The 21,966-nt window shown below is 58.7% G+C and carries 28 protein-coding genes and 1 riboswitch; of the genes, 10 read left to right on the top strand and 18 right to left on the bottom strand.

The genetic code is table 11. The features are described from left to right. Window positions 1–1,078: 1,078 nt before the first annotated feature. Window positions 1,079–1,846 carry a hypothetical protein gene (locus C3F12_06485; protein PWB46581.1) on the bottom strand — a complete coding sequence of 256 codons (768 nt, stop codon included), beginning with the start codon at window positions 1,844–1,846 and terminating at the stop codon, window positions 1,079–1,081. A gap of 512 nt (window positions 1,847–2,358) precedes the next feature. Here C3F12_06485 and C3F12_06480 point away from each other — a divergent pair. Both C3F12_06480 and C3F12_06475 read left to right on the top strand, forming a co-directional pair. Then, complete coding sequence (locus C3F12_06480) at window positions 2,359–2,592, top strand: hypothetical protein (GenBank protein PWB46580.1); 234 nt, start codon at window positions 2,359–2,361, stop codon at window positions 2,590–2,592. Then, on the top strand, window positions 2,582–3,022 hold the full coding sequence (locus tag C3F12_06475; protein ID PWB46579.1) for a PIN domain nuclease: 441 nt from the start codon (window positions 2,582–2,584) through the stop codon (window positions 3,020–3,022). Before C3F12_06480 ends, C3F12_06475 begins: the two co-directional genes overlap by 11 nt. Before the next feature lie 58 nt (window positions 3,023–3,080). Here C3F12_06475 and prsR read toward each other — a convergent pair whose 3' ends face one another. From prsR to C3F12_06430, 9 genes are all read right to left on the bottom strand, one after another. Next, window positions 3,081–4,460, bottom strand: a complete 1,380-nt coding sequence (gene prsR / locus C3F12_06470; GenBank protein PWB46578.1) for a PEP-CTERM-box response regulator transcription factor — start codon at window positions 4,458–4,460, stop codon at window positions 3,081–3,083. Beyond that, window positions 4,460–4,876, bottom strand: a complete 417-nt coding sequence (locus C3F12_06465; protein ID PWB46577.1) for a four helix bundle protein — start codon at window positions 4,874–4,876, stop codon at window positions 4,460–4,462. Before C3F12_06465 ends, prsR begins: the two co-directional genes overlap by 1 nt. A 126-nt stretch (window positions 4,877–5,002) precedes the next feature. Then, the gene (gene prsK, locus C3F12_06460) at window positions 5,003–7,192 is read right to left on the bottom strand and encodes a PEP-CTERM system histidine kinase PrsK (GenBank protein ID PWB46576.1); all 2,190 of its coding nucleotides are present in this window, start codon (window positions 7,190–7,192) and stop codon (window positions 5,003–5,005) included. Between the two features lie 463 nt (window positions 7,193–7,655). Continuing rightward, window positions 7,656–8,483, bottom strand: coding sequence for a hypothetical protein (locus tag C3F12_06455; protein PWB46575.1), 828 nt, complete (start codon window positions 8,481–8,483; stop codon window positions 7,656–7,658). A 155-nt stretch (window positions 8,484–8,638) separates the two neighbouring features. Beyond that, the gene (locus tag C3F12_06450) at window positions 8,639–10,810 is read right to left on the bottom strand and encodes a hypothetical protein (protein ID PWB46574.1); all 2,172 of its coding nucleotides are present in this window, start codon (window positions 10,808–10,810) and stop codon (window positions 8,639–8,641) included. Between the two features lie 164 nt (window positions 10,811–10,974). Continuing rightward, window positions 10,975–11,706, bottom strand: coding sequence for an EpsI family protein (epsI, locus tag C3F12_06445; protein ID PWB46573.1), 732 nt, complete (start codon window positions 11,704–11,706; stop codon window positions 10,975–10,977). Beyond that, window positions 11,613–12,542 (bottom strand): exosortase, encoded by a 930-nt coding sequence (locus tag C3F12_06440; protein PWB46572.1) that lies wholly within the window; start codon window positions 12,540–12,542, stop codon window positions 11,613–11,615. The genes epsI and C3F12_06440 overlap by 94 nt, the downstream gene beginning before the upstream one ends. Before the next feature lie 250 nt (window positions 12,543–12,792). After that, window positions 12,793–13,116, bottom strand: coding sequence for an XRE family transcriptional regulator (locus tag C3F12_06435; GenBank protein ID PWB46571.1), 324 nt, complete (start codon window positions 13,114–13,116; stop codon window positions 12,793–12,795). Then, window positions 13,113–13,466, bottom strand: coding sequence for a hypothetical protein (locus tag C3F12_06430; GenBank protein ID PWB46570.1), 354 nt, complete (start codon window positions 13,464–13,466; stop codon window positions 13,113–13,115). The genes C3F12_06435 and C3F12_06430 overlap by 4 nt, the downstream gene beginning before the upstream one ends. A gap of 333 nt (window positions 13,467–13,799) precedes the next feature. Between C3F12_06430 and C3F12_06425 the strand changes: the two genes are divergently transcribed. From C3F12_06425 to C3F12_06410, 4 genes are all read left to right on the top strand, one after another. Next, the gene (locus C3F12_06425) at window positions 13,800–14,057 is read left to right on the top strand and encodes a hypothetical protein (GenBank protein PWB46569.1); all 258 of its coding nucleotides are present in this window, start codon (window positions 13,800–13,802) and stop codon (window positions 14,055–14,057) included. Between the two features lies 1 nt (window position 14,058). After that, window positions 14,059–14,274: a hypothetical protein gene (locus C3F12_06420; GenBank protein PWB46568.1), complete on the top strand. Its 216-nt coding sequence runs from the start codon at window positions 14,059–14,061 to the stop codon at window positions 14,272–14,274. Window positions 14,275–14,512: 238 nt separating this feature from the next. Beyond that, entirely contained in the window at window positions 14,513–14,719 is a 207-nt protein-coding gene (locus C3F12_06415; protein PWB46567.1) for a hypothetical protein, read from the top strand. Continuing rightward, complete coding sequence (locus tag C3F12_06410) at window positions 14,704–15,159, top strand: hypothetical protein (GenBank protein ID PWB46566.1); 456 nt, start codon at window positions 14,704–14,706, stop codon at window positions 15,157–15,159. The genes C3F12_06415 and C3F12_06410 overlap by 16 nt, the downstream gene beginning before the upstream one ends. 64 nt (window positions 15,160–15,223) lie before the next feature. Here the strand turns inward: C3F12_06410 and C3F12_06405 are convergent, their stop codons facing one another. The 4 genes from C3F12_06405 to C3F12_06390 all read right to left on the bottom strand — a co-directional run bounded on the left by C3F12_06405 (window position 15,224) and on the right by C3F12_06390 (window position 17,901). Further along, on the bottom strand, window positions 15,224–15,496 hold the full coding sequence (locus tag C3F12_06405; protein ID PWB46565.1) for an XRE family transcriptional regulator: 273 nt from the start codon (window positions 15,494–15,496) through the stop codon (window positions 15,224–15,226). Further along, complete coding sequence (locus C3F12_06400) at window positions 15,493–15,792, bottom strand: hypothetical protein (GenBank protein PWB46564.1); 300 nt, start codon at window positions 15,790–15,792, stop codon at window positions 15,493–15,495. The genes C3F12_06405 and C3F12_06400 overlap by 4 nt, the downstream gene beginning before the upstream one ends. A 205-nt stretch (window positions 15,793–15,997) precedes the next feature. Next, window positions 15,998–16,840: a hypothetical protein gene (locus tag C3F12_06395; GenBank protein ID PWB46563.1), complete on the bottom strand. Its 843-nt coding sequence runs from the start codon at window positions 16,838–16,840 to the stop codon at window positions 15,998–16,000. After that, window positions 16,834–17,901, bottom strand: coding sequence for a hypothetical protein (locus tag C3F12_06390; protein ID PWB46562.1), 1,068 nt, complete (start codon window positions 17,899–17,901; stop codon window positions 16,834–16,836). The genes C3F12_06395 and C3F12_06390 overlap by 7 nt, the downstream gene beginning before the upstream one ends. 181 nt (window positions 17,902–18,082) lie before the next feature. Here C3F12_06390 and C3F12_06385 point away from each other — a divergent pair, with 181 nt between their 5' ends. From C3F12_06385 to C3F12_06370, 4 genes are all read left to right on the top strand, one after another. Next, on the top strand, window positions 18,083–18,271 hold the full coding sequence (locus C3F12_06385; GenBank protein PWB46561.1) for a hypothetical protein: 189 nt from the start codon (window positions 18,083–18,085) through the stop codon (window positions 18,269–18,271). After that, a complete protein-coding gene (locus tag C3F12_06380) occupies window positions 18,252–18,587 on the top strand; it encodes an XRE family transcriptional regulator (protein ID PWB46560.1) in 336 nt (111 codons plus the stop codon). Before C3F12_06385 ends, C3F12_06380 begins: the two co-directional genes overlap by 20 nt. An 89-nt stretch (window positions 18,588–18,676) precedes the next feature. Then, complete coding sequence (locus C3F12_06375; protein PWB46559.1) at window positions 18,677–18,964, top strand: hypothetical protein; 288 nt, start codon at window positions 18,677–18,679, stop codon at window positions 18,962–18,964. After that, window positions 18,961–19,359 (top strand): VapC toxin family PIN domain ribonuclease, encoded by a 399-nt coding sequence (locus tag C3F12_06370; GenBank protein PWB46558.1) that lies wholly within the window; start codon window positions 18,961–18,963, stop codon window positions 19,357–19,359. Before C3F12_06375 ends, C3F12_06370 begins: the two co-directional genes overlap by 4 nt. Before the next feature lie 122 nt (window positions 19,360–19,481). Here the strand turns inward: C3F12_06370 and C3F12_06365 are convergent, their stop codons facing one another. The 4 genes from C3F12_06365 to C3F12_06350 form a co-directional block, all read right to left on the bottom strand. After that, a complete protein-coding gene (locus C3F12_06365; protein PWB46638.1) occupies window positions 19,482–19,670 on the bottom strand; it encodes a hypothetical protein in 189 nt (62 codons plus the stop codon). Further along, complete coding sequence (locus C3F12_06360) at window positions 19,667–20,155, bottom strand: hypothetical protein (GenBank protein ID PWB46557.1); 489 nt, start codon at window positions 20,153–20,155, stop codon at window positions 19,667–19,669. Before C3F12_06360 ends, C3F12_06365 begins: the two co-directional genes overlap by 4 nt. Beyond that, the gene (locus C3F12_06355) at window positions 20,152–20,451 is read right to left on the bottom strand and encodes a hypothetical protein (protein PWB46556.1); all 300 of its coding nucleotides are present in this window, start codon (window positions 20,449–20,451) and stop codon (window positions 20,152–20,154) included. Before C3F12_06355 ends, C3F12_06360 begins: the two co-directional genes overlap by 4 nt. 573 nt (window positions 20,452–21,024) lie before the next feature. Next, window positions 21,025–21,104, top strand: a riboswitch (cyclic di-GMP riboswitch). Continuing rightward, the gene (locus C3F12_06350; GenBank protein ID PWB46555.1) at window positions 21,097–21,861 is read right to left on the bottom strand and encodes a hypothetical protein; all 765 of its coding nucleotides are present in this window, start codon (window positions 21,859–21,861) and stop codon (window positions 21,097–21,099) included. (Overlaps the previous riboswitch by 8 nt.) Window positions 21,862–21,966 lie beyond the last annotated feature (105 nt).

Raw genomic sequence — 21,966 nt, 5'->3', positions numbered from 1 at the left:
AATCCGAGATGATGCCACTCGTCGAAGCCAACACGCACCGGCGTCACCTGGGCATGTGGATACCAGACATTGTTATGCCAGGTCGACCAGTTGATTGCCACCCGGTCATCGGCGGTCATAGCCGTCCCGTCCGCCCCCGCAAATCGGCTCAGCCCCGTACCGAATGCACCCTGGCCGGAAGCGAACTGGTTGAAGCCGAAGTTTTCGCCGAACGGCTCTCCACCGACAAAGGCCTGGAGATCCGCCCTGAAGAGCACCGATGCCGTCCCATGCGAGCGGAACGAGGTCTGTGTCGCGCTTCCATAATCCCGTCCGATGGAGTAGTTGATGACGGCGTTACTGGAGGTATAGTTTACACCACTGGGCGAGTTGGAAATACCGATATTACTGAGGTTACCGTCGCCACAACTCGACCCATCAGGGTCACTGCAGGATCCGAAGGTATCGACAATGAAACCGTCGCCGTATGAACCGTTTTTCAGGGATGCGCTATATAACAACGTAGCGTACGCGTCGTGCCCTTTGCCAAGCATACACACAACTCCGAGGATAATTGCGACCCGAACCACCAACGTATGGCGGGACTGCCAAGGCTCTCCCCCCTTACCCATTTCCCACCTCCAGTGACTCAGCGTGATGTCTCTCATCAGCAGGAAGAGGCTCACGACCCCCCCCCACTTTGGACTCGTAACCCTCTCCCCATGCGATCATCGGCGGGCGGAGCACCCGCCGTGCGCCCGCCCGTGGATATGACAGTCGGCGCCTTGCACCCCCTCCCTGTTAAGCAACCTGATGTTGTTCATCCTGCAGTCTCCCCCGATTGTAGGGGCGTGATTCATCACGCCCTCTTGACCGGCGCCGTTGTCATGATCGCCCCTGCAGGGCGCAATGAATTGCGCCCCTACATCCTGTCCGGCGCCTCTTTCCATGGTCGATGTGTAACGTAGCCGCATGGCCGCCGCTACCGCGCTTCAAAGAAACAGAGAAAGCCAAGGAGGAGGTCCCTCCCTGGCCCTCTGGCTTTTGTCTAACGGAGCAGCTTTTAGTTTTTAGTGTCTTCCGCCTAACGCCTAACGCCTCACGCCTCACGATCATTTTTCTTGAGCCGCTTCCGCCCGAACCAGCCCATACCAACCAGACCGGATCCGAGCAGCAACAGGGTAGCAGGCTCCGGTACGCTGGTCAGCTCATCATCAAAGCTGGTAGAGCCGCCACCTGCTCCATGCGATATGCTCGCTACTAGCGTCAGCGAGAAAGGACTGCCTGTAGCAGCCGAGCCGGTTGTGGTACCAGAGAACGCTCCAGGCCCAAATGGACCCAGCGCTCCAAGCAGACTGGTCGTCGTAAAAAGGGCGTTGCCGGGATCAAGGTAAGCGGCGAATGAAGCCGTGCCCACCGTCGTACCACCTACGTTGTGCGTAAAAGACGCCGAGCCACCTGAGATGGGACCAGTATAGCCGGTTTCACTAGCCATAATTGTAAGGCTTGCAGCCCCGGCACCAGAACTAGTAGCATTGACGCTATTCAGATCCAAGATCGCAAGGCCAGGAGTGCCGAGAGCGGGATAAGTTAGCGCTGTCGTGACATTAACAGTCCAGAACGTACCGGCTATAGAGCCCGCATAGGTTACGACCCCGGCAGCCGGGCTGACGTCACCAACGGCACCATCAGCAAGTATTACGTCCACGCCACCTGTTGCGGGATCATCCAAACTGATCGTGACGGCATGAGAAGGAGATTCAGACCCGACCAAGAGGGCCGCAGCAAACGCCGGTATGACGGCAACCAGCAATAGCCCTTTCGTTCTCCAACTACTCTTCGTCCTCATAGCGCTTCTCCCTTCCATAAACAGACTGCCAAAACTACCAATGTGTGATATGCATTCGAACCATAATTCGACTAATCTGTCGTAGCTTGAAGCAGAATCCGTGCCAAAGCGGAGTGGCGACAGTTTAGCGGCGTTAACGTATTGAAATTACGCGCTTGACAGGTACCAGTCGGGATGACTGGAATTGGCCGGAACAGGGTCACCTGTTCGGATTGCCGACACCTATCGACCAGAGCTTGGACGACTGAGAACTAGCGACGTTTCGTTAATCCCTTTAAACATCACTAGTTCTAATGGGACAGGTCAAAAAAGACACGGTTGTAAAGGATTCCGACGGTCGTCGATCAGATTTTACACTTTGGATCCAAGTCCCCCGTACCCTCCCTCACAGGCGGAAAACGCGAGCTATTTTATACGTGACGTAATACCATGGTCGCTATGGTTAGTGCGTCGTCCAGTCTTGATTGCACGTAGATTACGTGCTATACTGATTCGCGTGGAGAGGGTGAAATGCCAGGAAGGAGATTGCGATGGGACACAATATCACCTTACGTCTGGACAAAGAACTGATCCGCAAGGCCAAGGTTCTGGCCGCGCAGCAAGGGACCTCAGTGAGCGGCCTTTTAGCACGGCGCCTCGAACAGCTCATCAACGAAGAGGAGGCATACGAAACCGCCAGGCGGCATGCGCTTGACGTACTGGAGCGCGGGTTCCATCTCGGCGGGAAGATCCCCTGTCCCCGCGAGCAGTGGCATGACCGGTAAGGTCTTTGTCGATACCAATGTGCTGATCTATGCGCATGACCTCGATGCCGGCCCAAAACGCGCGGTCGCGGCAGCGATCCTCGAGGAGTTGTGGTCAACCCGCCTTGGGCTGCTCAGCGCCCAGGTGTTGCAAGAGTTCTATGTGAACGTGACCCGCAAGATTCCCTCGCCCCTCTCCCCGGTCGTCGCCAGGGAGATCGTTCGCAGCTATTGTGCGTGGCCGGTCCAGGTCCTGAAACCCGAGATGATCCTTCGCGCTTCGGAGATCGAGGAACGGCATCAGCTCTCCTTCTGGGATGCCCTCATCGTCACCGCGGCCCTGGCAGGCCATGCCGCAAAGATCCTATCCGAAGATCTCCAGTCCGGCAGAATGATTGAAGGCATCACGATCGAAGACCCGTTCGCCTCGATGGGCTCACGATCGGCGTGACAGGACTGCCACGGAGGGAATGGTCAGGGTTCTGGACAAGGTCATTGATTCCCGTGTGTTACACCTTGCGCTCGACGTCCTCCTTCGCGATCCCCAATCGCTCCATTAGTTCGTAGAGCGTCGGGCGGCTAATGCCCAAGGCGGCTGCGGTCTGCGTCATATTCCCCTGAGATCGCGTCAAGGCCTCGCGTACCAGTCGCCGATCGAGCACCTCTCTGGCCTCTTTCAGATTAAGGGTGTTGCCGGCAACCGATTCGGAGGTCTGGACCAACTCGAGGTCCTCCGCCGTCAACCTCGGCCCGTCCGTCATGACCACCGCCCGCTTGATGCGGTTCTCCAGCTCCCGAACATTGCCGGGCCACGGGTGGGCCTCGACGGCGTGAAGCGCCTGCGGGGTAAACCCGGAGACCGGCTTTCTGTACTCGGCCGCGTATCGGGCGAGTAGCGACGCGGCCAGTATCAGCAGATCCTCGCCGCGCTCGCGCAACGGTGGAAGCGACACGACGACGACGCCCAACCGATAGTAGAGATCCTCCCGAAAGTGGCCGCTCTCCATCGCCTGCTTCAGATCGCTATTGGTGGCCGCCAGTATTCGCGTATCGACGACAATCTCGTCTCGTCCCCCGACGCGGGCGAACCGCCGCTCCTGCAGGAAGCGGAGCAGCTTGACCTGCAGCGGCAGACTCAGCTCGCCGACCTCATCAAGAAAGAGTGTCCCGCCCTGCGCCTGCTCGATCTGCCCTTTACGCTGGATGTGGGCGCCGGTGAATGCGCCCTTCTCATGACCGAACAGCTCGGATTCAAGCAGCGTTTCCGGAATTGCGCCGCAGTTGATCGGCACGAACGGCCCGTGTTGTCTGACGCTTAATCGGTGAATGGCGCGGGCAACCAGCTCCTTCCCGGTTCCGCTCTCCCCGATAATCAATACCGGGAGGTCCGTATCGGCCACCTTTCGAACGACGGCAAATATCCGCTCCATCTGGGGGCATCGCCCCAGCATCTCGCTGAACGGCTCGCCATGAAGCTGTTGCTGAAGTCCCCTGATCTCCCGCTCGATCCCGGCCAGGTGAAACGCGCGCCGAAGCACCACCTTCAGTTCGTCGATCTGTACCGGCTTATAAAAGAAATCGTAGGCCCCCTGATCGATCGCCCGAATGGCATGGACCCGCGCCGCCTGGCCGGTGGCGATCACCACCTTGACCATCCGATCGATCTCGAGCAGTGCGCCGAGGGTGCGAAACCCCTCCTCCACGCCGTTCGGCGCCGGCGGAAGGCCCAGGTCCAACATGACCACCACAGGTCTGCCGCGCCGGCACTGCTCGATCGCCGCCGCCCCGTCGCCGGCCTCCAGGACGTCGTACTCCTGGGCCAAGGCCCAACGGAGCTGTCCGCGCAGCTCGGCGTCGTCGTCTACGATGAGAAGCGAAGGGCGAGTCATCAACCAGGGGGAAGTGTTAAGTGTTGAGTGGTAAGTGGTAACGAGGAAAGTGGGCGTTTTTTGCGCCGAATCGAAGCCATCAGGCTATTCAGCATCTTGCTGATCTCGATGAAGAGCGACTCCAGCTCCAGCAACTCAGCCTGCTGTATGAGCTGACGCCTGAACGCGAAACCTACAAGATACTGTGTTTCACTCAGCGACCTTCTAGCGATATTAAGAAACTGCAGGAATTCACTGGAATGAACACTTGCGCACCCCTCGGCAATGTTTGTCGGTATCGACAATGCCGCTCTTCGTAACTGACTCACTAAATCATAGAGATAGACTTTTGGAAATGCCTCAGTCATGTCGAAGATCTTATGAGCGAGTTGATCGGCTCGCTCCCACACCTTGAGATATTTAAAGCTCGTAATCATCTTCCTCTGAGTGTGAAAGGGTGTTGAGTGTGAAGTGGTTAAGTGGTGAGTGAGTGTTAAGTGTGAAGTGTTGAGTTGTCTCGACACTGCCTTGTCTTAACACTGCCTTGTCTCCACACTGCTCCTTTACTGCCCTACTGGCAGGATGATGCGGAAGGTGGTGCCTTTGCCCTCTTCGCTGTCCACCTCGATCCAGCCGTGATGCGCCTCAACAATCTGCTTGCTGTGGAACAGCCCGATCCCCAACCCGCGCCGTTTGGTGGTCCGGAACGGCTGAAAGAGCGACTGCGCCATAAATGTCGGCGATATGCCGCACCCGTTATCGCTCACCGACAGTACGACCGAGCCGTTTTGCATCCCCGTTTCAATCCTGATTTCCCCCCTCACGCCTCCCGCCTCACGCCTCTCGCCTCCCCTCTCGCCTTCCGCCTCACGCCTTCCGCCTACCGCCTCTTCGGCATTCAGCAGCAGGTTCACGAGCACCTTCTGAAACTGCCTTGCATCGAGGAGCAGCTTGTGGACGGGGCGCATATCGCAGACCAGCGTACTCTTCACCGATCCGTTCAGTTCGGCCAGCGTGGACCGCACAAGGTCATTCAGATCGGTCTCGGCCGTCTGCAGCGCCAGCGACTGGGAGATCTGCGACAGATTGCCCAGCATCCGGTCGATCCGCTCTACACCCTGAGACATCGCCCGGAGCGCCCCGGTGCGAAAGTCCGGATCGTCATAGTGATTCGGCAGGTTGTAGGCGAGCAGCGAGAGGGTCGACAGCAGATTCTTCAGATCGTGGACAAAGAAGGCCGAGACGGTCTGGAACGCCTCCAACTCCTTGGCCCGCACCAACCGCGCCGAAAGTTGAAGGTTCAGCAGCGTGCCGGCGACCTGATCGGCGAGTGTCTTCAGCAGATCGAAGTCCTCGACCGTCAACCGCTCGCCGGTTGACTTCGGACCGAGCAGCATGAGCCCCAACAACTCGTCGCGTCCGGCCACTAACGGCGCCGCATAGCGGCTATCGCCCCAGAATAGCGGACCCAGGCCCGCCGCGCGGAAGCGCTCGGGCCAGTCCACGTCTGCCTGCCCTGGGTGACCGATCTCGACAGGAGTAGGCCGGTCGAGGACCGAGCGAATCGGTTCCGCGTGGGACGCCGGGCTGAGGCGCCAACTGCCGGCCTGTGACAATGCGGTCGAGCCGCCGAGGGTCACGCAATCCTGAGCCTCATTCATCAACCAGATCGTCACCGACGGGGTCGCAAACGTCTCTGAGACCATCCGTGTCACGGCGCCACAGAGCCCAGGGATATCGAGGAGTGAGGTCGTGCATTCGGTAAAGCGCCGCCACTGCCGCCGATAGTCATGGGTGGGAGGATGCAGGTAACGGGCAATCTGACGTCGAGCATACTGGCGGAATCGGCCCGACAGCAGGACGACCAGCCCACCCATCATAGCAAGAAATACCAGAAGCGGGATCAGGGGCAGCAGTTGATCCCCTCCCCGCCGACTGAGGGCCAGGGCCACCACTCCGACAACTAACAGATAGAGCCCCACGATCGAGACCGCCAGGGAGTTGTACAGCAAGAACGGCGACACGTGCAAATAGAGATCGATGTCGAACAGGCGCATCCGACCCAGGGACAGCAGGACGAGGAGGCTCGCCAGCACGACGCTCCCAGCGGTGACGGGGTCAGGGGCGGCCTCGACAAAGCCGAACAGCAAGGCTTGGCTGTCGGTATAGATCCGCACCGCAAATACACCCGCTATACCGAGCACCACGAACTTGACCTGCCACCGTTTGGTTCCAACCGCCGCCCGAAGAATCTGTTCGAGGTTGATCAAGACGACGAGCGAGCCGAGCAAGGAGGCGAGACGGAAGAGATACCCGGGCCAGCCGAGCGGGATAAAAGCCCACGTAGATGGATCCGGATCCAACGGGACGGCGAAGAAATGAGTTGGGGAGGCGAGAGGCTGCGCGACGATCGCCAACGCGACGAGGGTGAGAAAGGTGAGTACGATCGCCCACCGCCAACGCCCGATCAGCACCCGGTAGTCAGCGCGGCCAAAACTTAGACTGAAGAGCAGCCAGATGCCGGGCAGGAGTGCCTCGACCAGGAGGGCCGAGCCGCTCCACCACAGAAGCTCATGGGTCGAGGCGGCGCTGGAAGCGATGGCGATCAGCGTCTCCCGCGCACCCAAGGCTGCCATGCCGGCCGCGAATGCCCAATGGACCGGGGAGCGCCTGTCACGATACAGGACAACCGTGCCCGCCACGATACTCAGAAGTGCGCCGGCATACGTCAGGAGGATGATACCGGTTGTCATCACGTTACGCCCCGCATCGGCTGCTCCGGTTTCCTGTGCGGCAACCGCGATACAAAAGCCGGTTGAGCTTCACGTCACTCAAACCGGCCATTCGCATCCTTCTCCGACAGGAGCGCGTTATCGATACTCCCGCCGATCAGTCGTGTCGCCCTTGCATTCGCCGCTTATCACCGATGACGTCCGCACCGATCAGAACCACAAAAACCGCACCTCGCTCTTTGTGAATTATTGTTGACAATCCCCAGCGGGACCTGACAATATGACGCTACCTGAACCTGTCGAGCCGCAGGCCTGGCGGCCGCGTGACCAGGTCATCTACACCCCATAAAGGAGATGCCAAATGGCAACCGTGCACCCGGCGCCCAAACAACCCTACGTCAAACCGACCCTAAGCAAGCATAAACCGCTTCGCGACATCACCGCCGGAGCAGGTGGTTCGCCACAAGGGCCTCAATAGAACCCACTACTCTTCCGTCTGACCCTTTGATCTTGACGGATTACTCACGCGATTCCGCGCCATAATCGCGAGTCCTGCCAGTCCGGATCCGAGCAGCAAGAGGGTACCGGGCTCGGGGGCTGGTGTGATCTCGGTCTGGAGTGTGGCGATCAGCGACTCCGGCGTATTGAACCACTTCTTGCGCTCGGTCGTTTTGCTGCCGAACTGGAGCTCGACGAAGAACGGATCCCCAGTAATCAGCGACGTAATATCCGGAAAATCGATCGTCTGGGTGCTGCTATCGCCTGATACGGTAAACGGCACGGGTGAGCCACCTGACTGTCCGATCACGGTGATTAACGGGGTCATCGGGCTCCAGCCGACATCGAAGAACCTGATCGATTCGGTGAAAGCGGGTGGATCATTACCGCTGTTAAGGTCCAAATCGCTAAACCCGAATGTCAGATGCGCGCTGTCCAGAGACAGCGATGCGATTGGTGAGAACCGGAGGTACATCGTCAGGACTGAGGAATTGTCAAATGTTCCGGCCTTAAAATCCGAGAACATACCCGACTTGAAGCCGCTTGGAGTAACGGTGACCCCATAGATCCCGGCATTGGCCGAACTTAAAGGGATGAAGTAGGTAATCTGACCGGTCGCGGGATTGTAACACGCCCCGGTCCCGCAGGTTGGAACCGCCTGCGTGTTTGATCCAGGTCCTGATAGCGCCGTCACCGGCTGGCCAAAGGCCGTCATGGGTACGGCGTCGGCTCTTCCTGCGGCGGCTGTCGCAACGACGCACGCAACACCTACAGTCAAGCCTCTCCACCACCCCCCCCTCATGATCGTACCCATGGTGTTCTCCTCTTATCCCTCACCGGTCATGCACCCCACTATACATGGATAGGTATTCCTGCATCATTGATAGGTAAAGTAAGGCGTTTTCACCTGATAGTCAATACGCCACATGGCCGATTCCTCAGAAAAAACGGCCTACACCCATGTCGAAATCATCGTAGCTGGGACAGGGTGCTTCGGGCCTCTTCAGCCCACGGAGCGTTACCCCCCTGCGTCAGCGCTTTGTCCAACGCCGTCTTGGCAGCCGCTTTGTTGCCGAGTTTGAGCTGGGTCATACCGAGGTGATACTGGATCTCGGGATGCTCCGGAAGCTTCGTCGCGCTGTCTTGCAGCAGGCCGAGCGCCCGTTGATGTACGCCACGTTTGTACAGGATCCAGCCGAGCGTGTCGGAGACACGCGGATCATCGGGCAGGCCCTCTTTTGCCAGTTGGGCCAGTTCCAGCGCCTTGTCCTTGTCGCCCCCATGCTCTGAGTACAGGTAGGCCAGATTGTTGGCGGCAGGCGCAAACCGCGAATTGACCGCGAGGACCTTCTGGTAGGTCTCTTTGGCCTTGGCGATATCCGGCTTCTGCTCATAGATGGCGCCCATCAGCATCATGGCGACCACATTCTTGGGATTGACCTTGAGCGCCTCATTCAGCTTCGCCAGGGCTTGATCGTACCGCTTCGAGCCCACATAGACCCTGGCCAGTTGTACATAGGCCGCCGTCAGGTTCGGCTCACGCTCTAATGCCTTCGTAAAGGCCGCCTCCGCCTGTTGCGGCTCGCCTCGAGCCAGTTGTACCTCCCCCAGCACATACTGCAGCCCTCCCGATTTCGGAGCAACCGCCAGTTGCCGCGTCACCCGATCGAGCGCCGCCTGGGGCTTGCGCTCGGCAAAGGCCATCGCCACAAGCTGCGCGATCGGATCGATGGCGGCAGGCGCCAGGGTGAGCGATGCCTCGAACTGTTTCTTTGCCTCTTCAGCCTTCCCCTGGCTTCGCAACGCCACCCCGAGCAGATACGGCGGGCGCGGATCCTTCGGCGCGAGCGTCACCAATTGTCGATAGGTCTGCACCGCCTTGCCGGGATCCTTGGCCGCGAGGTAGGCCGAACCGAGCAGGACATAGGCCTGGCCGATTGTTTTGTGCTTGGCCACCACCTGTTCAAGGGCCTCGATCGCCGGCTTGACGGCGCCGCCCTGGATATCCAACTCGGCCAGCAGCAGGATCGCATCGACATAGCTCGGATCGGCCTTGATCGCCTCGTTGAGTTCCGATCTTGCCTGCTGGGTGTTGCCGGCCTGGATCTGCGCCAGCGCCAATTGGTGTCGCGCCAGCACGAGGCGCGGCTCAAGCTTCAGTACCTGCTGAAACTCCTGGATCGCCTCGGTCGTCTCACGCTTGGCCAGGTGGATCCGACCGCGCAGCAGACGCCCCTCCAGATCCGACGGATTCTTCTTGAAGACAGGATCCAGCGCCTTCAGGCTCTCGTCGTACTTCCGCTCCAGAAAGGCGATCTCGGCCAGCCGACGCCAGGCCGGAAACGCCTCTGGCGCCTTCTCGGTCATCTGGCGGAGCACCTGCTTGGCCTCTTCCGGTCGTCTCAGCATCAGATACAGATCGGCCAGCTTCATCCTGGCGATCGAGTCGGCCGGCGCCAGTTCAGCCGCAATCTTGTACTCCTGCTCGGCGGCGGCGACGTCACGCCGCATCATGTGCAGATTGCCCAGGGCCGAGTGCGCCTCGACCGACTTCGGCTCCTTCGCCACCGCCTCGCGGAACGCCGCCTCCCCTTTGGCCGCATCCTGCCGCCGCAGATGGAGGGCGCCGATGGCGATATGGAATCGCGCACGGCCGCCGTATGTGGCGCGGGTCGCCTCAAGCCGATTGAGCGCCGCCGCGACCTCCGATTCCGACTCGGCCGCGCCCGCCAGCAACAACAGCGCCTCGAAATCATCCGGCTGCTTGCCAAGGACGAACTCCGCCTCCGCCCTCGCCTCCTCAGGCTTGCGCCGCAGGATATCGATGGCGCCCAGCTTGGCGCGGATAGTCACATTGTCGGGATCCAACTCCTTGGCCTTGACCAACAGCGGGAAGGCCTGACCCAGCTCGCCAAGCTCAAAATGCGCCAGCGCAAGCTGTTCGATCGCCTTGGCGTTCTTCGGGTCGACGCGTAACACATTCCGATACTCGATGATCGCCTCACGATATTGCTGCCCCTCGAAGTAACGCGCGCCCCGTTCCAGCGCCCGCGCCTTCTTGGCCTCCGGAGACCGGCTGCACCCGACTGCGACGATCCCGACGACAACCAGCATCGACACGCATCGATACAGATTCCGCATGACGATTATCCCCCTGTTTGAGCCGTCCTCACTTCACTAGTACTTACTTGCGAAAGTCAGCGCACATAAGCCGTCATACCCGCGAAAGCGGGTATCCAGTACAATCAATGGATTCCCGCTTAAGGACTGCGGGAATGACGTACGGGTATTAATGTAATTAAGGACTAGTCCGGAAGAAATTGACCCAGAATCGGATACATCGATTGCACGTACTGCGTCAACATATCGGATGTGGCCTCGACGCTGTCGTACACCGGACTCGACACCCGAATCAGCGCGCCGTCGGTCCGATTATGCAGCATGGCGTTGCGCACCATCTCGATCCTGGCCTCGATCTCGCCGGCGACCGGCTTGCCCTGCGCAACATACCAGTAGAACACCAGTTGTTGCGTCTGATCCTTCTGAATCAGATATCGATTCACCGTCACCGAGGCATGAGTCGTGGCAAGCGGGATCGTCACCTTTTTCGCCTCCAGCGGCTCCCACCCCCCGCCCGGCAGGCAGTTGCGCGGCGAATGCGGTGACGCGCCCTTCCGCTGCGTATCCCAGTACCCGATGTACAGCCACAGGCTTCGGTCGGCCGGATCGACAAACCGCCGCATCAGGTAGTCCTTCACCTTCAGGACGTTCAGGATCTCGACCTCAAAGATCGTGGCCTCACGCCCCTGCCAGGTCCCGATCGACAGCGGAAATTCATCCAGCGACCGGCGGATCGGTACCGCCTCTCCCGTCGAGCGAAGCTGCTGGAAGACGAAGGCGGCAGTCAGGAGCGCCACCGAGAGGACGACGCGCGAGGACGGCTTCATGCCGTTCTCCAAGGGCGCACAAGGCCGACCAGGCGGATCAGGCCATGGACCGCCAGCAGGGCGACGAAGGCTACCAGGAAGATCAGCCATCCGGAAAAGGAGTGAAAAAAGCCCTGGGCATAGCTTGCCCCGAACCACTGGCCGATCAGCCCGGTGCTGACGATGCGCGCCGCATTGGCCGCAATCGTGATCGGCAGGGCCGACGCGACCAGTACTGCCATCGCCCAGCGGCTGTCGAGAGTGATATAGGCCCAGGCCATCGCCAGGGCCAGGAGCGAGATCAGCGAACGAACGCCGCTGCACGCCTCGGTCACACCCAGGGTAATGCGGCTGAGATGCAGAACATTCCCATCCAGCAACACCGGAATCCCGAACAGATCAAGCGTCCACGCGGCATTGTGCGCCGCCAGATTCTGCAGCGGAAATGTTACGGCATAAAACAGGATGGCGGGCAGTGGAACCATGAAAAGGAGGAACACCAGCGGGAAGGAAAGTTGACGAAGAACCGAGGACCCCAGGTGGAACAGGACCAAGCCGGCCAGGATGACAATCAGCGAACTGCGCATCAGCCAGTTTTCGGCGCCGACATCGCCTAGGATCAGCATCCCAAGCCCGGCCAGCAGCACCAGCAGCCCCGCCCCACTTCCTCTATGTTCCCCTCGCCCCTTTGGGGGAAAGGGCGAGGGTGAGGGGGACCGGCTCAGCAATACCCGTAACCGGTCGCGCCCGGCCCAGACCAGATAGCCGCTGAAAAATGGGACCAGGAATCCGTGCGAGTAGTTGGGATCGTCCCACCACTGTCGGACCATATCAGGGACGATCCGCCAGTACAGCGCGGTCAGCAGCGCGCCGAACAGGAACAGGAGCACCGTCGTTCGGGCCGAAGCCCGGCTCGTGGCGCCTTCATACCCTTGACCGTTAACCATATCTATAGGAATGGTTGAACCCTTTCACGCGGTGTATGCCGCCACGAACCCCGAAGTTGTGCTCAGGTTATAATGAACCCCTTTCTCTGTCAATCAGCCATTAGGCGTATTTCCAAAACAGTTTTTAGTGTTAAGCTGGTAGTTTTTAGTGTCTAGTTGTCGGCTTTTCGACTCAACACTTCACACTCGTCCCTCCCCACCCCCTCCACCCTTCGCTCCCTCCCGCCTCACGCCCCCTACGCCTCACGCCTTATGCTCGCGCCTCGCGCGCAGTTCCTTCAACCGGCCGCACCCGGACTTTGACCTCCACACGCGAGCCGAGCCGATTGATGATCGACATAAGACGGTCCACGGTAAACCGTTCGAGATTCGCGTTGCGGATGCGCGAGAAATCAGCAGCCGCAATACCGGTGCGGTCATGGGCAGCGCGTACGCTTAGGTGTTCCCGCTCAAGCATCTTAATGATTTCGGCGGCCAGGATTGCCTTGAACTGCTCCACATCCGCGTTTTCGTGCCCCAGATCGCGAAATACGTTCCCGCTTCCCCGCGCCACTTCCAATTTGTCACTTTTCATTGCAACATCTCCCTCAGCCTCTTCACCCGGTCCTTGATCACGTCGAGCTCGCGCTTCGGCGTCTTGATCGCCCGCGTCGACTTCTTCTGGAACGCATGGACCACCCAGATCTCGTCTGCGAACTGCACCGCATAGACCACGCGGAAGGCATCACCCTTGAACGGCAGCACAATCTCAAAGACGCCGGATCCCATGCCATGCATCGGCTTCGCAATATCAGCCTTGCCGCCCTCGGCCGCGATCGTCAGTGCTGCGAGACAAATGGACCTGGCCCTTTTCGGGAAGGTCTCGAATTCCCTCAGCGCCGCCTTGATCCATGAAACAGGTCGTGTTTTCCGGGTCTCGGCCATCTGCTATTCCACACTACTCACATAGCGATGTTGTCATATGTGCTAACACCTGTCAAGCCATGCCGATGCACTGCTCCCTGCTCCCTCCCCACACCCCACACCCTCCACCCTTCGCTCCCCCACACTCGCCACTCAACACTTCCCTTCTTCTCCTCGGTCAAGGAAAGGGCATTGCAGTCGAGAGCCGCAGCGAGTAGACTAAATATCGCGGGTCTGGCCGGGTGTTGCGCCTGTCTGGGTCGCGATCGCAACAGGCAGGCGCAGACAGCGAGGCCAAACCATGTACGACTTTCAACTCGGCAAAAAGGCCGCGCAGGTCGCAGGGGTCAGTGTGTGAAGATTATCTGGACAGCACACGCATCAGATCGTCAGAGGGAATGGCAAAAGAAGCTGGGCATCACGCGGCCGGATGTTGAAGCACTTCTATGGAGTCCAGAGCAGGTTGTTCCGGGAGATCGAGGAATCCGGGTCGCGCAAGGCAGAAGGGATAACGGCTTGCTCCGAGTAGCGTTTATCGATGTGGAAGGGAATCGTAAGATTGTGACCGTGTACTGGACCACCAAGGTAGCGAAATATTGGCAGGAGGGATAACATGAAGATTCGATACGATCCTGAAGCCGATGTGCTTCTGCTCATACTTCGCGATGACCCCCCCGTGGATGCGCTTGAGGAGCCGGGAGGTGTGATCGTAAGCTATGGGGAGGACAAGGAGCCGGTGAGCGTAGAATTTCTTAACGCCTCCGCTCGCGCGCTCATCCGGCCTGGACAGGTGAGTGTGACGCTTCAGACCGGCAGCAGTCAAGATTAAGCAGCAGGCCTCCAGAGCTCTTCACGATCGCAACTCAGGGCGGTTATGAGTTTTGGGTCCTTAGTCTTCTCCCGCCTTCCGCCTCCCGCCTCCTCCCCCTACACCCTCCACCCTTCGTTCCCCTTCGCTCCCTCTCATTTCGTGTCAGAGGGCATATACGCGAGGTGATCCGGACTTGTGTCAGGGGAAGACGTACGGTATGCTATGTACAATCAATGTACATAAAGGAGAGACATCGATGCGAGAAGTCATGTTAAAACACAAACATCTACGGTTAGATCAAAGGAAGATCGACTTTGCAAAGCGGTTTTTCGGCGCCGCATCGGAACAAGAGGCCATTGACAGAGCATTGGCACTGCTTATGGAGGAACACCATATCGTCAAAGCGATGAAGCCATTGAAAGGAATCCTGAAGGCCGATCGGAAGCCATGGCCGTACCTGTAAACGGAAAAGTGCTGCTCGATACGAACATCTTTATCGGGTACCTGCGTGACGAACGCTACGCCGATTGGGTGTGTGGCCGGGTGGGCGGTATCGTCCGTTTTCTTTCCTCGATCGTCTTGATGGAACTCCGTCTCGGCGCGAACACACCTCGCCGTAAACGGGCTGTGGACCGGATCAAGTCGGCCTTCCCTGCCGGCCGGCTTATCGCGCCGACTCCGCCCCTATTTGATGATGCCGGACGATTATTTCGAGTGTTGTATGGGGACGGTTCCGGCCTAAGCGATCGACTGGCAGCCATCGATGATCTGTTGATCGCATTGACTGCGAGGCAGATCGGTGCCACCGTCGTGACCAATAATGTCGGCGAGTTCCAACGAATTTCCGGTTATCTGCCCGGAGTGACCATTACCCCTCCCGACTCCCCCACCCCTCACGCCTAACGCCCAGGGCAGTTTTTAGTTTTTAGTCTCTTCTCCTCCCGCCTTCCGCCTAACGCCTCACGCCTTATACCCGCGCCTCGCGCACAGCTCCTTCAACCGGCCGCACCCGGACTTTGACCTCCACACGCGAGCCGAGCCGATTGATAATCGACATAAGACGGTCCACGGTGAACCGCCCGAGATTTGCGTTGCGCAATCCCGCCTGCTCGGCTTTCATAAGTTCTCTGTGCACTGCTGCAGAAATAAGGATTTTCGGGAAGAGGCGCTGGAGGAGGTCCACTCTGCCGACCTTACCGAAGGAGCTGAGGATATCGGTATCGGCGATGGCAATCTTCATGGTAGGAGACTGTGTAATTTCTCATCCATGACTTTCGTGCTTTTGCCCTCGGTCTCACGAACGATTCCTCTGGCTGCCAGGACATCTTTGAACTCTGGTACGGTGAGTCCTACGACCTCTGCGGCCTTTGCCAGAGAGAGCCGCCCTTTTCGCCACAGCGCGATGGCCCCATCGAGCTTGAGTGTCGGATTCGTATTCAGATAAAGCAGCAACGCTTCTTCTACCACACCCTTTGATTTGATGCGCCGCTCGGCCGTGAGAGCGCCTACAAGTTCGTCCAGCAAATGTGCCTTCATGTCATGGCTCCCCCTTTTTACCCAGTGTAGTACAGAGCCCTTAACAAGGCAAGAGATCACGCGGCCTTCGCCCAGCGTAGTGTTTTAGTGTTTAGTGTCTAGTGTCAAGTATTGGTTCCTGCCTCACTCCACACTCAACACTTATCACTTAACACTCGTCCCTCCTCACTCAACACTCAACACTGCTTCTCTCCCCCTTCAGTCTTCAGCCTTCAGCCTTACCCCTCTCCAACTGGTCGAGCCAGGCCATAACAGTCTCGTATACCCTCCGCTGCGTGATAGCGCGCTCCTCCGGATCTTGCACGTCAAGAAAGTCTGCCACCCATTGCGGACCCGCATGGTCTACCGATAAGAACTGGTCCCGGATTTTCTCTAAGCCTTCGCGTACCAGCTTGTTACCAAGGTGAGGACGGAACGCGGTAGCCAAGCCAGGGGGACCACCCGGGTAGAAGCGGACACAGTAATAGATGTCGTAGGCATCCTTTTCCTTGAACCGATCTGATAGCGCCATCCCCTTCATCACGAGCCATGGAACAATTCCCGCAACCAGAAACCGTACGCGGTCTCGGCCTCCGCCGGGAAGTTCGCCTTCCAGCGACGCCGAGACCGGTTCGGTAAACACCAGGTCACACCCTCTGGCCTTCCGAGCCCGTACATCCTGGACCGGCTGTGTTCGGTGATCGGGGCCGGTTCCTCCGTATTCACCGGCAAGGAGGTCTACCTCGACGACGACAGGGTCCCGTCCGGACACCGTGACCTCACGAAAGAAGCGGAACGGCTGTGTTCGGTCCTGCCGATATCCGCGGGCGGCAAGGGCCTGGAGAATGGTTCGGTAGGAATCATCTGGGATCCGAGTAAAATCGAGTGCCAGGTCAATATCGAGGGTACCGGAGTGCGGTTCCGGAGCCTCAGGAAGCAGCAGAGCCGGCACCCACCCGCCGACCACCACCATATGATCCCGGAACTCGCCCATCAGATGGATCAGTTCGATTAAGACGGCCTTGCAGGCCTCCGCCGCCTCGGCGGTGTAGTCCCGGTGGGTTACCATCGCGGGCGAAGCCGCTGGTCCAGGATAAAGGCGGCGGCTTCCTCTCCTCGTCCCGCATACGATACTAAGTCGAGATAGAGCTGGATATCACTCACGACAATATCCCCATTGACCTGTCTGGCGCCGTACAAGAGCCCTTCGTCATAGGGTGCCAGAATCGTGAAGTTAGCTCCCGAGGGGACCGGCTTCCACACGAGTTCCTGAGCCAGGCTCGCCGCGTCACAGACCGCATACGCGAAACCTCGCGAATAGCGGGCAAAGGGGGCAACTCTGGCCGCGCCAGAGAAAAGCGCCAAGGCATACGTGATCCCCTGTTGACGACAATAGGCCGTCAGTGCCTGTTCCAGCGCAGGAGGGTCGCCGATGGCAAAGCAGTCGAGCGCATCGCTCTTCAGGTAGGAGTAGTTGGTTGCCCATTGCCGTAGGAGCTCTTCCGGCCTCGTGAGCCGGAGCCCTTTGTCCTCTTCCTGGGCGTACTCGAGGTCAAGGAGGCGCTGCTTGACTTTGAATGCCAGGCCGAGACTGACCCGCGCCTGTTTCGCCATCGCCTGCACCTGCCAGGTCTGCTTAGTGTCTTCCAGCAGGACACGGAGCACTCGACTCGCTTTAGGTGTAAAAAGATTCCGCAGAGGGCGCCGCTCTAGCTTTGGGTTTGGAAATCCTCGGCGTTCGATGAATATCGGTCCGAACACTAGTCGGCAATTACCTGCCAGGTCTACGAACCCATATCCGGCCTCTTTACAGATTTCGCGTGAGCGAGGGCCGATGTAGGGGGCTCCCACGATGCCATATGATTTCGGACGATCCGCAAGATAGGACTGAAGTTGTTGAATCACCCCTCGGATCAGCCGAGGCTCAGCGATCGTTGTGGTTTCCACGAGCAGTCGCCATCGCTCCCGTGCGACGGCCACATCCAGGACGAGGTCGAGTCTGGCGTCTCGAACCTCGACATCCTCCCGCGATTCCTTCAGGCGAACCGACGGCACCTCTTTCAGGACCACTTCCAGTCGCGACTGAATCTGCGATATCAACGCCGACTCACGCATCATGTGTTTCACCATGTATAGATATTTCACCGTTTGGTAAAAACTTACTATATAGTGAAATCACAGTCAAGAATATTGCATTCTCCCGCCTCCCGCCTTCCGCCTCACGCCTTCCTCCTCCCGCCTCACGTTTCACGCGTGCCGCGTTCGGCCTTGTCTTGCTCATACCTGTTCTGATATAATCACCGTGTGATCGATCAAGAAAAACCGCTCCTCACTCTACACCGTCCGGTTCGCCGAGGCGGTGTTCGTCCTGCACTGCTTCCAGAAGAAGAGCAAGAGCGGAATCGCCACGCCGAAGGAGGACATGGAGATCATTCGCACCCGGCTGAAGGTGGCCGAGGCGATCGCAAGGGAGATGAGAGATGACACGACGCATCGTTGAAGGCATTGACGTTGAACCCAGTTCCGGCAACGTCTTTGCCGATTTGGGCCTGCCCGATGCCGACAAGCTCAAGATCAAGTCCGGCCTGGTGATCGAAATCACCCGCGCCATTCGCAAGCTCGGCCTGACGCAAGAAGAGGCCGGCCGACGCATGGGCCTTCCGCAACCAAAGGTCTCGGCGCTCCTGCGCGGCGACTTCGCCAACCTGTCCGAGCGCAAGCTGATGGACTGCCTGAATCGACTCGGGTACGACATCGAGATCACGGTCAAGCCGGCAGCCAAGCCGGTCGGACACCTGACGCTCGCTATCGCTTGACGAGCGCGAACACCCGATCATGGGCACAGACAAGAATATCGGTGTCGCGTACCTTGACAATGCCTTTAGTCGGCGTAAAATGACATTACATCCCACCTATTTGTGGGAGCCCCATTGCGACCAAGAAAGGAGGAAGGAGCGTGGGTAGGACGATCCGTGCCCGGTTTGTGAAAGGTCGGCTTGAACCGGCCACTCGATTGAATCTGACAGAGGGAGAAGAGGTCACGGTCACCATCCTAGAGATTCCGAGGCGGAAGGGTAGAGACATCTCGCGCCGCGCTGCGGGCGCCTGGAAGGGGACCATCGCAGCGGACACTCTCATTCGCAATATCTATACCGATCGTCTTGTCAGTACCCGGTCGGTACCGAAACTATGAGGCCGACCTATTTGCTGGACACTGACTGGGTGATCCACTACCTCAACGGCCGGACCGACATTGTAGAGGAGATCGATAGGGCTCGTAATCTCGGTCTCGCGTTAAGCGTGGTTTCCCTGGCTGAGCTGTACGAAGGGGTTCACTATTCCCGTGACCCAGAAGGCAACGAGCAGTCGCTTCAGGACTTCCTGGCCGATGTGGAGGTCATCGGCGTAGATGAGGCCATCTGTAGAATCTTCGGATGGGAGCGAGGTAAGCTTCGCCAGCGGGGCAAGGCCATAGGCGACTTCGACTTACTCATTGCTGCGACCTGTTTGCACAACGGATTCACTCTGTTAACCAATAATCGCCGTCACTTTGACCAGGTTGAGAATCTCGCGATAGTTTCAATTTAGCTTGTACCGCGTCACGTCCCCCGCCCAGGGCAGTGTTTAGTTTTCAGTGTCCGCCCCTTCCGCCTCCCGCCTTCCGCCTTCTGCCTTCTGTCTCCGTCCCTTCAGCCTTCAGCCTACAGCCTTCAGTCTTCAGCCGGCCGCACCCGGACTTTGACCTCCACACGCGAGCCGAGCCGATTGATGATCGACATAAGACGGTGGACAGTGAACCGGCCGAGTTTCGCGTTGCGGATGCGCGAGAAATCAGCAGCCGCAACACCGGTGCGGTCATGTGCGGCGCGTTTATGGTCTGGACCGCAACGTACGTTCAGTCGCGGAGAATTTGATTCTTCGCTTTTATGCGGGTATGATCTCGATCCTCGATCTGTACGATCAGTTGTTCGAGGGCCTGCGAGGTCATGATTTCTTTAACCTTGAGGGCGCGCAGAATCTCTTCGAGGTCAAGAAACTGAAGGCCTAACGCGTGACAGACGCGTTTGGCTTGACGGTCGTTCGTTAAACAAAGCGCCCGATAGGCCTTCGCGAGCACAAAGGTTTCTACTTCGCCGATCCCGAGCTGCGGATACGCGATCACAAGATGACCAACTTCCTTGGTTTGTGCTTTCGTAAGGGCGAGGGACTCAACGGCGGCTTGTACCGATGCAATCCACCTCAATCCCGCCTGCTCGGCCTTCATAAGTTCTCTGTGCACTGCTGGAGAGATATGGATTTTCGGGAAGAGGCGCTGGAGGAGGCCCACTCTGCCGACCTTACCGAAGGAGCTGAGGATATCGGTATCGGCGATGGCAATCTTCATGGTAGGAGACTGTGTAATTTCTCATCCATGACTTTCGTGCTTTTGCCCTCGGTCTCACGAACGATTCCTCTGGCTGCCAGGACATCTTTGAACTCTGGTACGGTGAGTCCTACGACCTCTGCGGCCTTCGCCAGAGAGAGCCGCCCTTTTCGCCACAGCGCGATGGTCCCATCGAGCTTGAGTGTCGGATTCGTATTCAGATAAAGCAGCAACGCTTCTTCTACCACACCCTTTGATTTGATGCGCCGCTCGGCCGTGAGAGCGCCTACGAGTTCGTCCAGCAAATGCGCCTTCATGTCATGGCTCCCCCTTTTTACCCAGTGTAGTACAGAGCCCTTAACAAGGCAAGAGATCACGCGGCCTTCCGCCTTCCGCCTCCCGCCTCACGCCTTCCGCCTCCCGCCTTCCGCCTCCTCCCCCCACACCCTCCACCCTTCGCTCCCCCACGCCTCCGGCCCAGGGCAGTTTGAGTGTTTAGTGTCTGGTGTTAAGTGTTGGTTCCGGAGTCACTGAACACTTCACACTTCTCGCTTAACACTGAACACTTCACACTTATCACTCCCGCTCCCCGCTTAACACTTATCGCTTAACACTCAACACTGTCTCTCTTCCGCCTTCCGCCTTCCCCCTCCCGCCTTACGCCTCACGCCTCACGCCCCCATTGCCATTTTTCGTCACCCCTACTGACCTATTGTGTAAGAACTTCATGTCAATCACCCGTCATTGGCCGCTTCGCAACACATCCGCGACACCGCATGTACCGCCTAACTAACTGATTACACAGCACTCTTCACAAACTCCACAACGGCGCACTCATCTGGCACATCTTGTGCTAACGCACAGGTGTAACGGATAACGCGAAGGCCCCTTCCCGATAAGGGCAAACCCGTCGTGAGGCGGGGACGCAAAGCCGCGGATCAGGTAAACTCCTGATGGCCGGGTTACCGAAGGAAGGGAGGGACAGACCAACTCCCCGGGAACATGGTGGTCTTCGCAGAAAGGAGATCCACCATGTTTCGCCGTTCGTTTGCCACCCTGACAAGCCTGGCCCTGACAGGTCTCTTGCTCGTAACCTCGTATCCATCCGCTGACGCTGCCGTCCGACAGCGAACGACAAGAACCAGGACCACAAGGATTTCCCGCACCACCACAACATCGCCGATCATGCTTTCCGTCCCCTCACCCGCCTCCGGGACCGTCGCGATCACGACGACCGCGTCCGTCAGCAGACTTAAAAGCGTCACAATCAGCCGTGACGGGGTCCAACTCGGGAGTTGCGCAAGCAGTTCATGCACGGTAAACTGGCCCACCCGACAGGAAATCAATGGGTCCCACACGGTCTCGGCCCAGGCGCTCGATAGCCGCAAGCGAGTGCTGGCCTCGACCTCAACGACCGTACAGGTCAACAATGACTTGACCCCACCGTTTGTCTCGCTGAGCGCCCCCTCGACGGCCACCGGGTCCGTCACCCTCTCCGCATCCGCGAGTGATGCCGGCGGCGTGGCGTCGCTCACGATTGCGGTCGATGGCGTCGTCCAGAACGCTTCCGCAGTAAGTGCGACTTCTATAGCTGCCACAGCTTCTACCAGCGCCTCCACCAGCGTCACCTGGGATACCTCAACCGCAAGTTCCGGCACCCACACCGTCCAGGCCTTCGCCACCGACGCCAGCGGCAACGCCGGGTCATCACCGGTTGCATCAGTCACAGTTCAGAATGGTCCTTCCGATCCGGGAGTCGTCTCCCTCGACCTCTACGGCGGCTACACCGACCTCCTCGTACCTGGAGGGGGCACAGGCTTCTTCCGACTTGA

This window comes from Candidatus Methylomirabilota bacterium (assembly GCA_003104975.1).
GTDB lineage: Bacteria > Methylomirabilota > Methylomirabilia > Methylomirabilales > Methylomirabilaceae > Methylomirabilis.
This window is presented reverse-complemented; position numbering and strand designations above follow the sequence as displayed.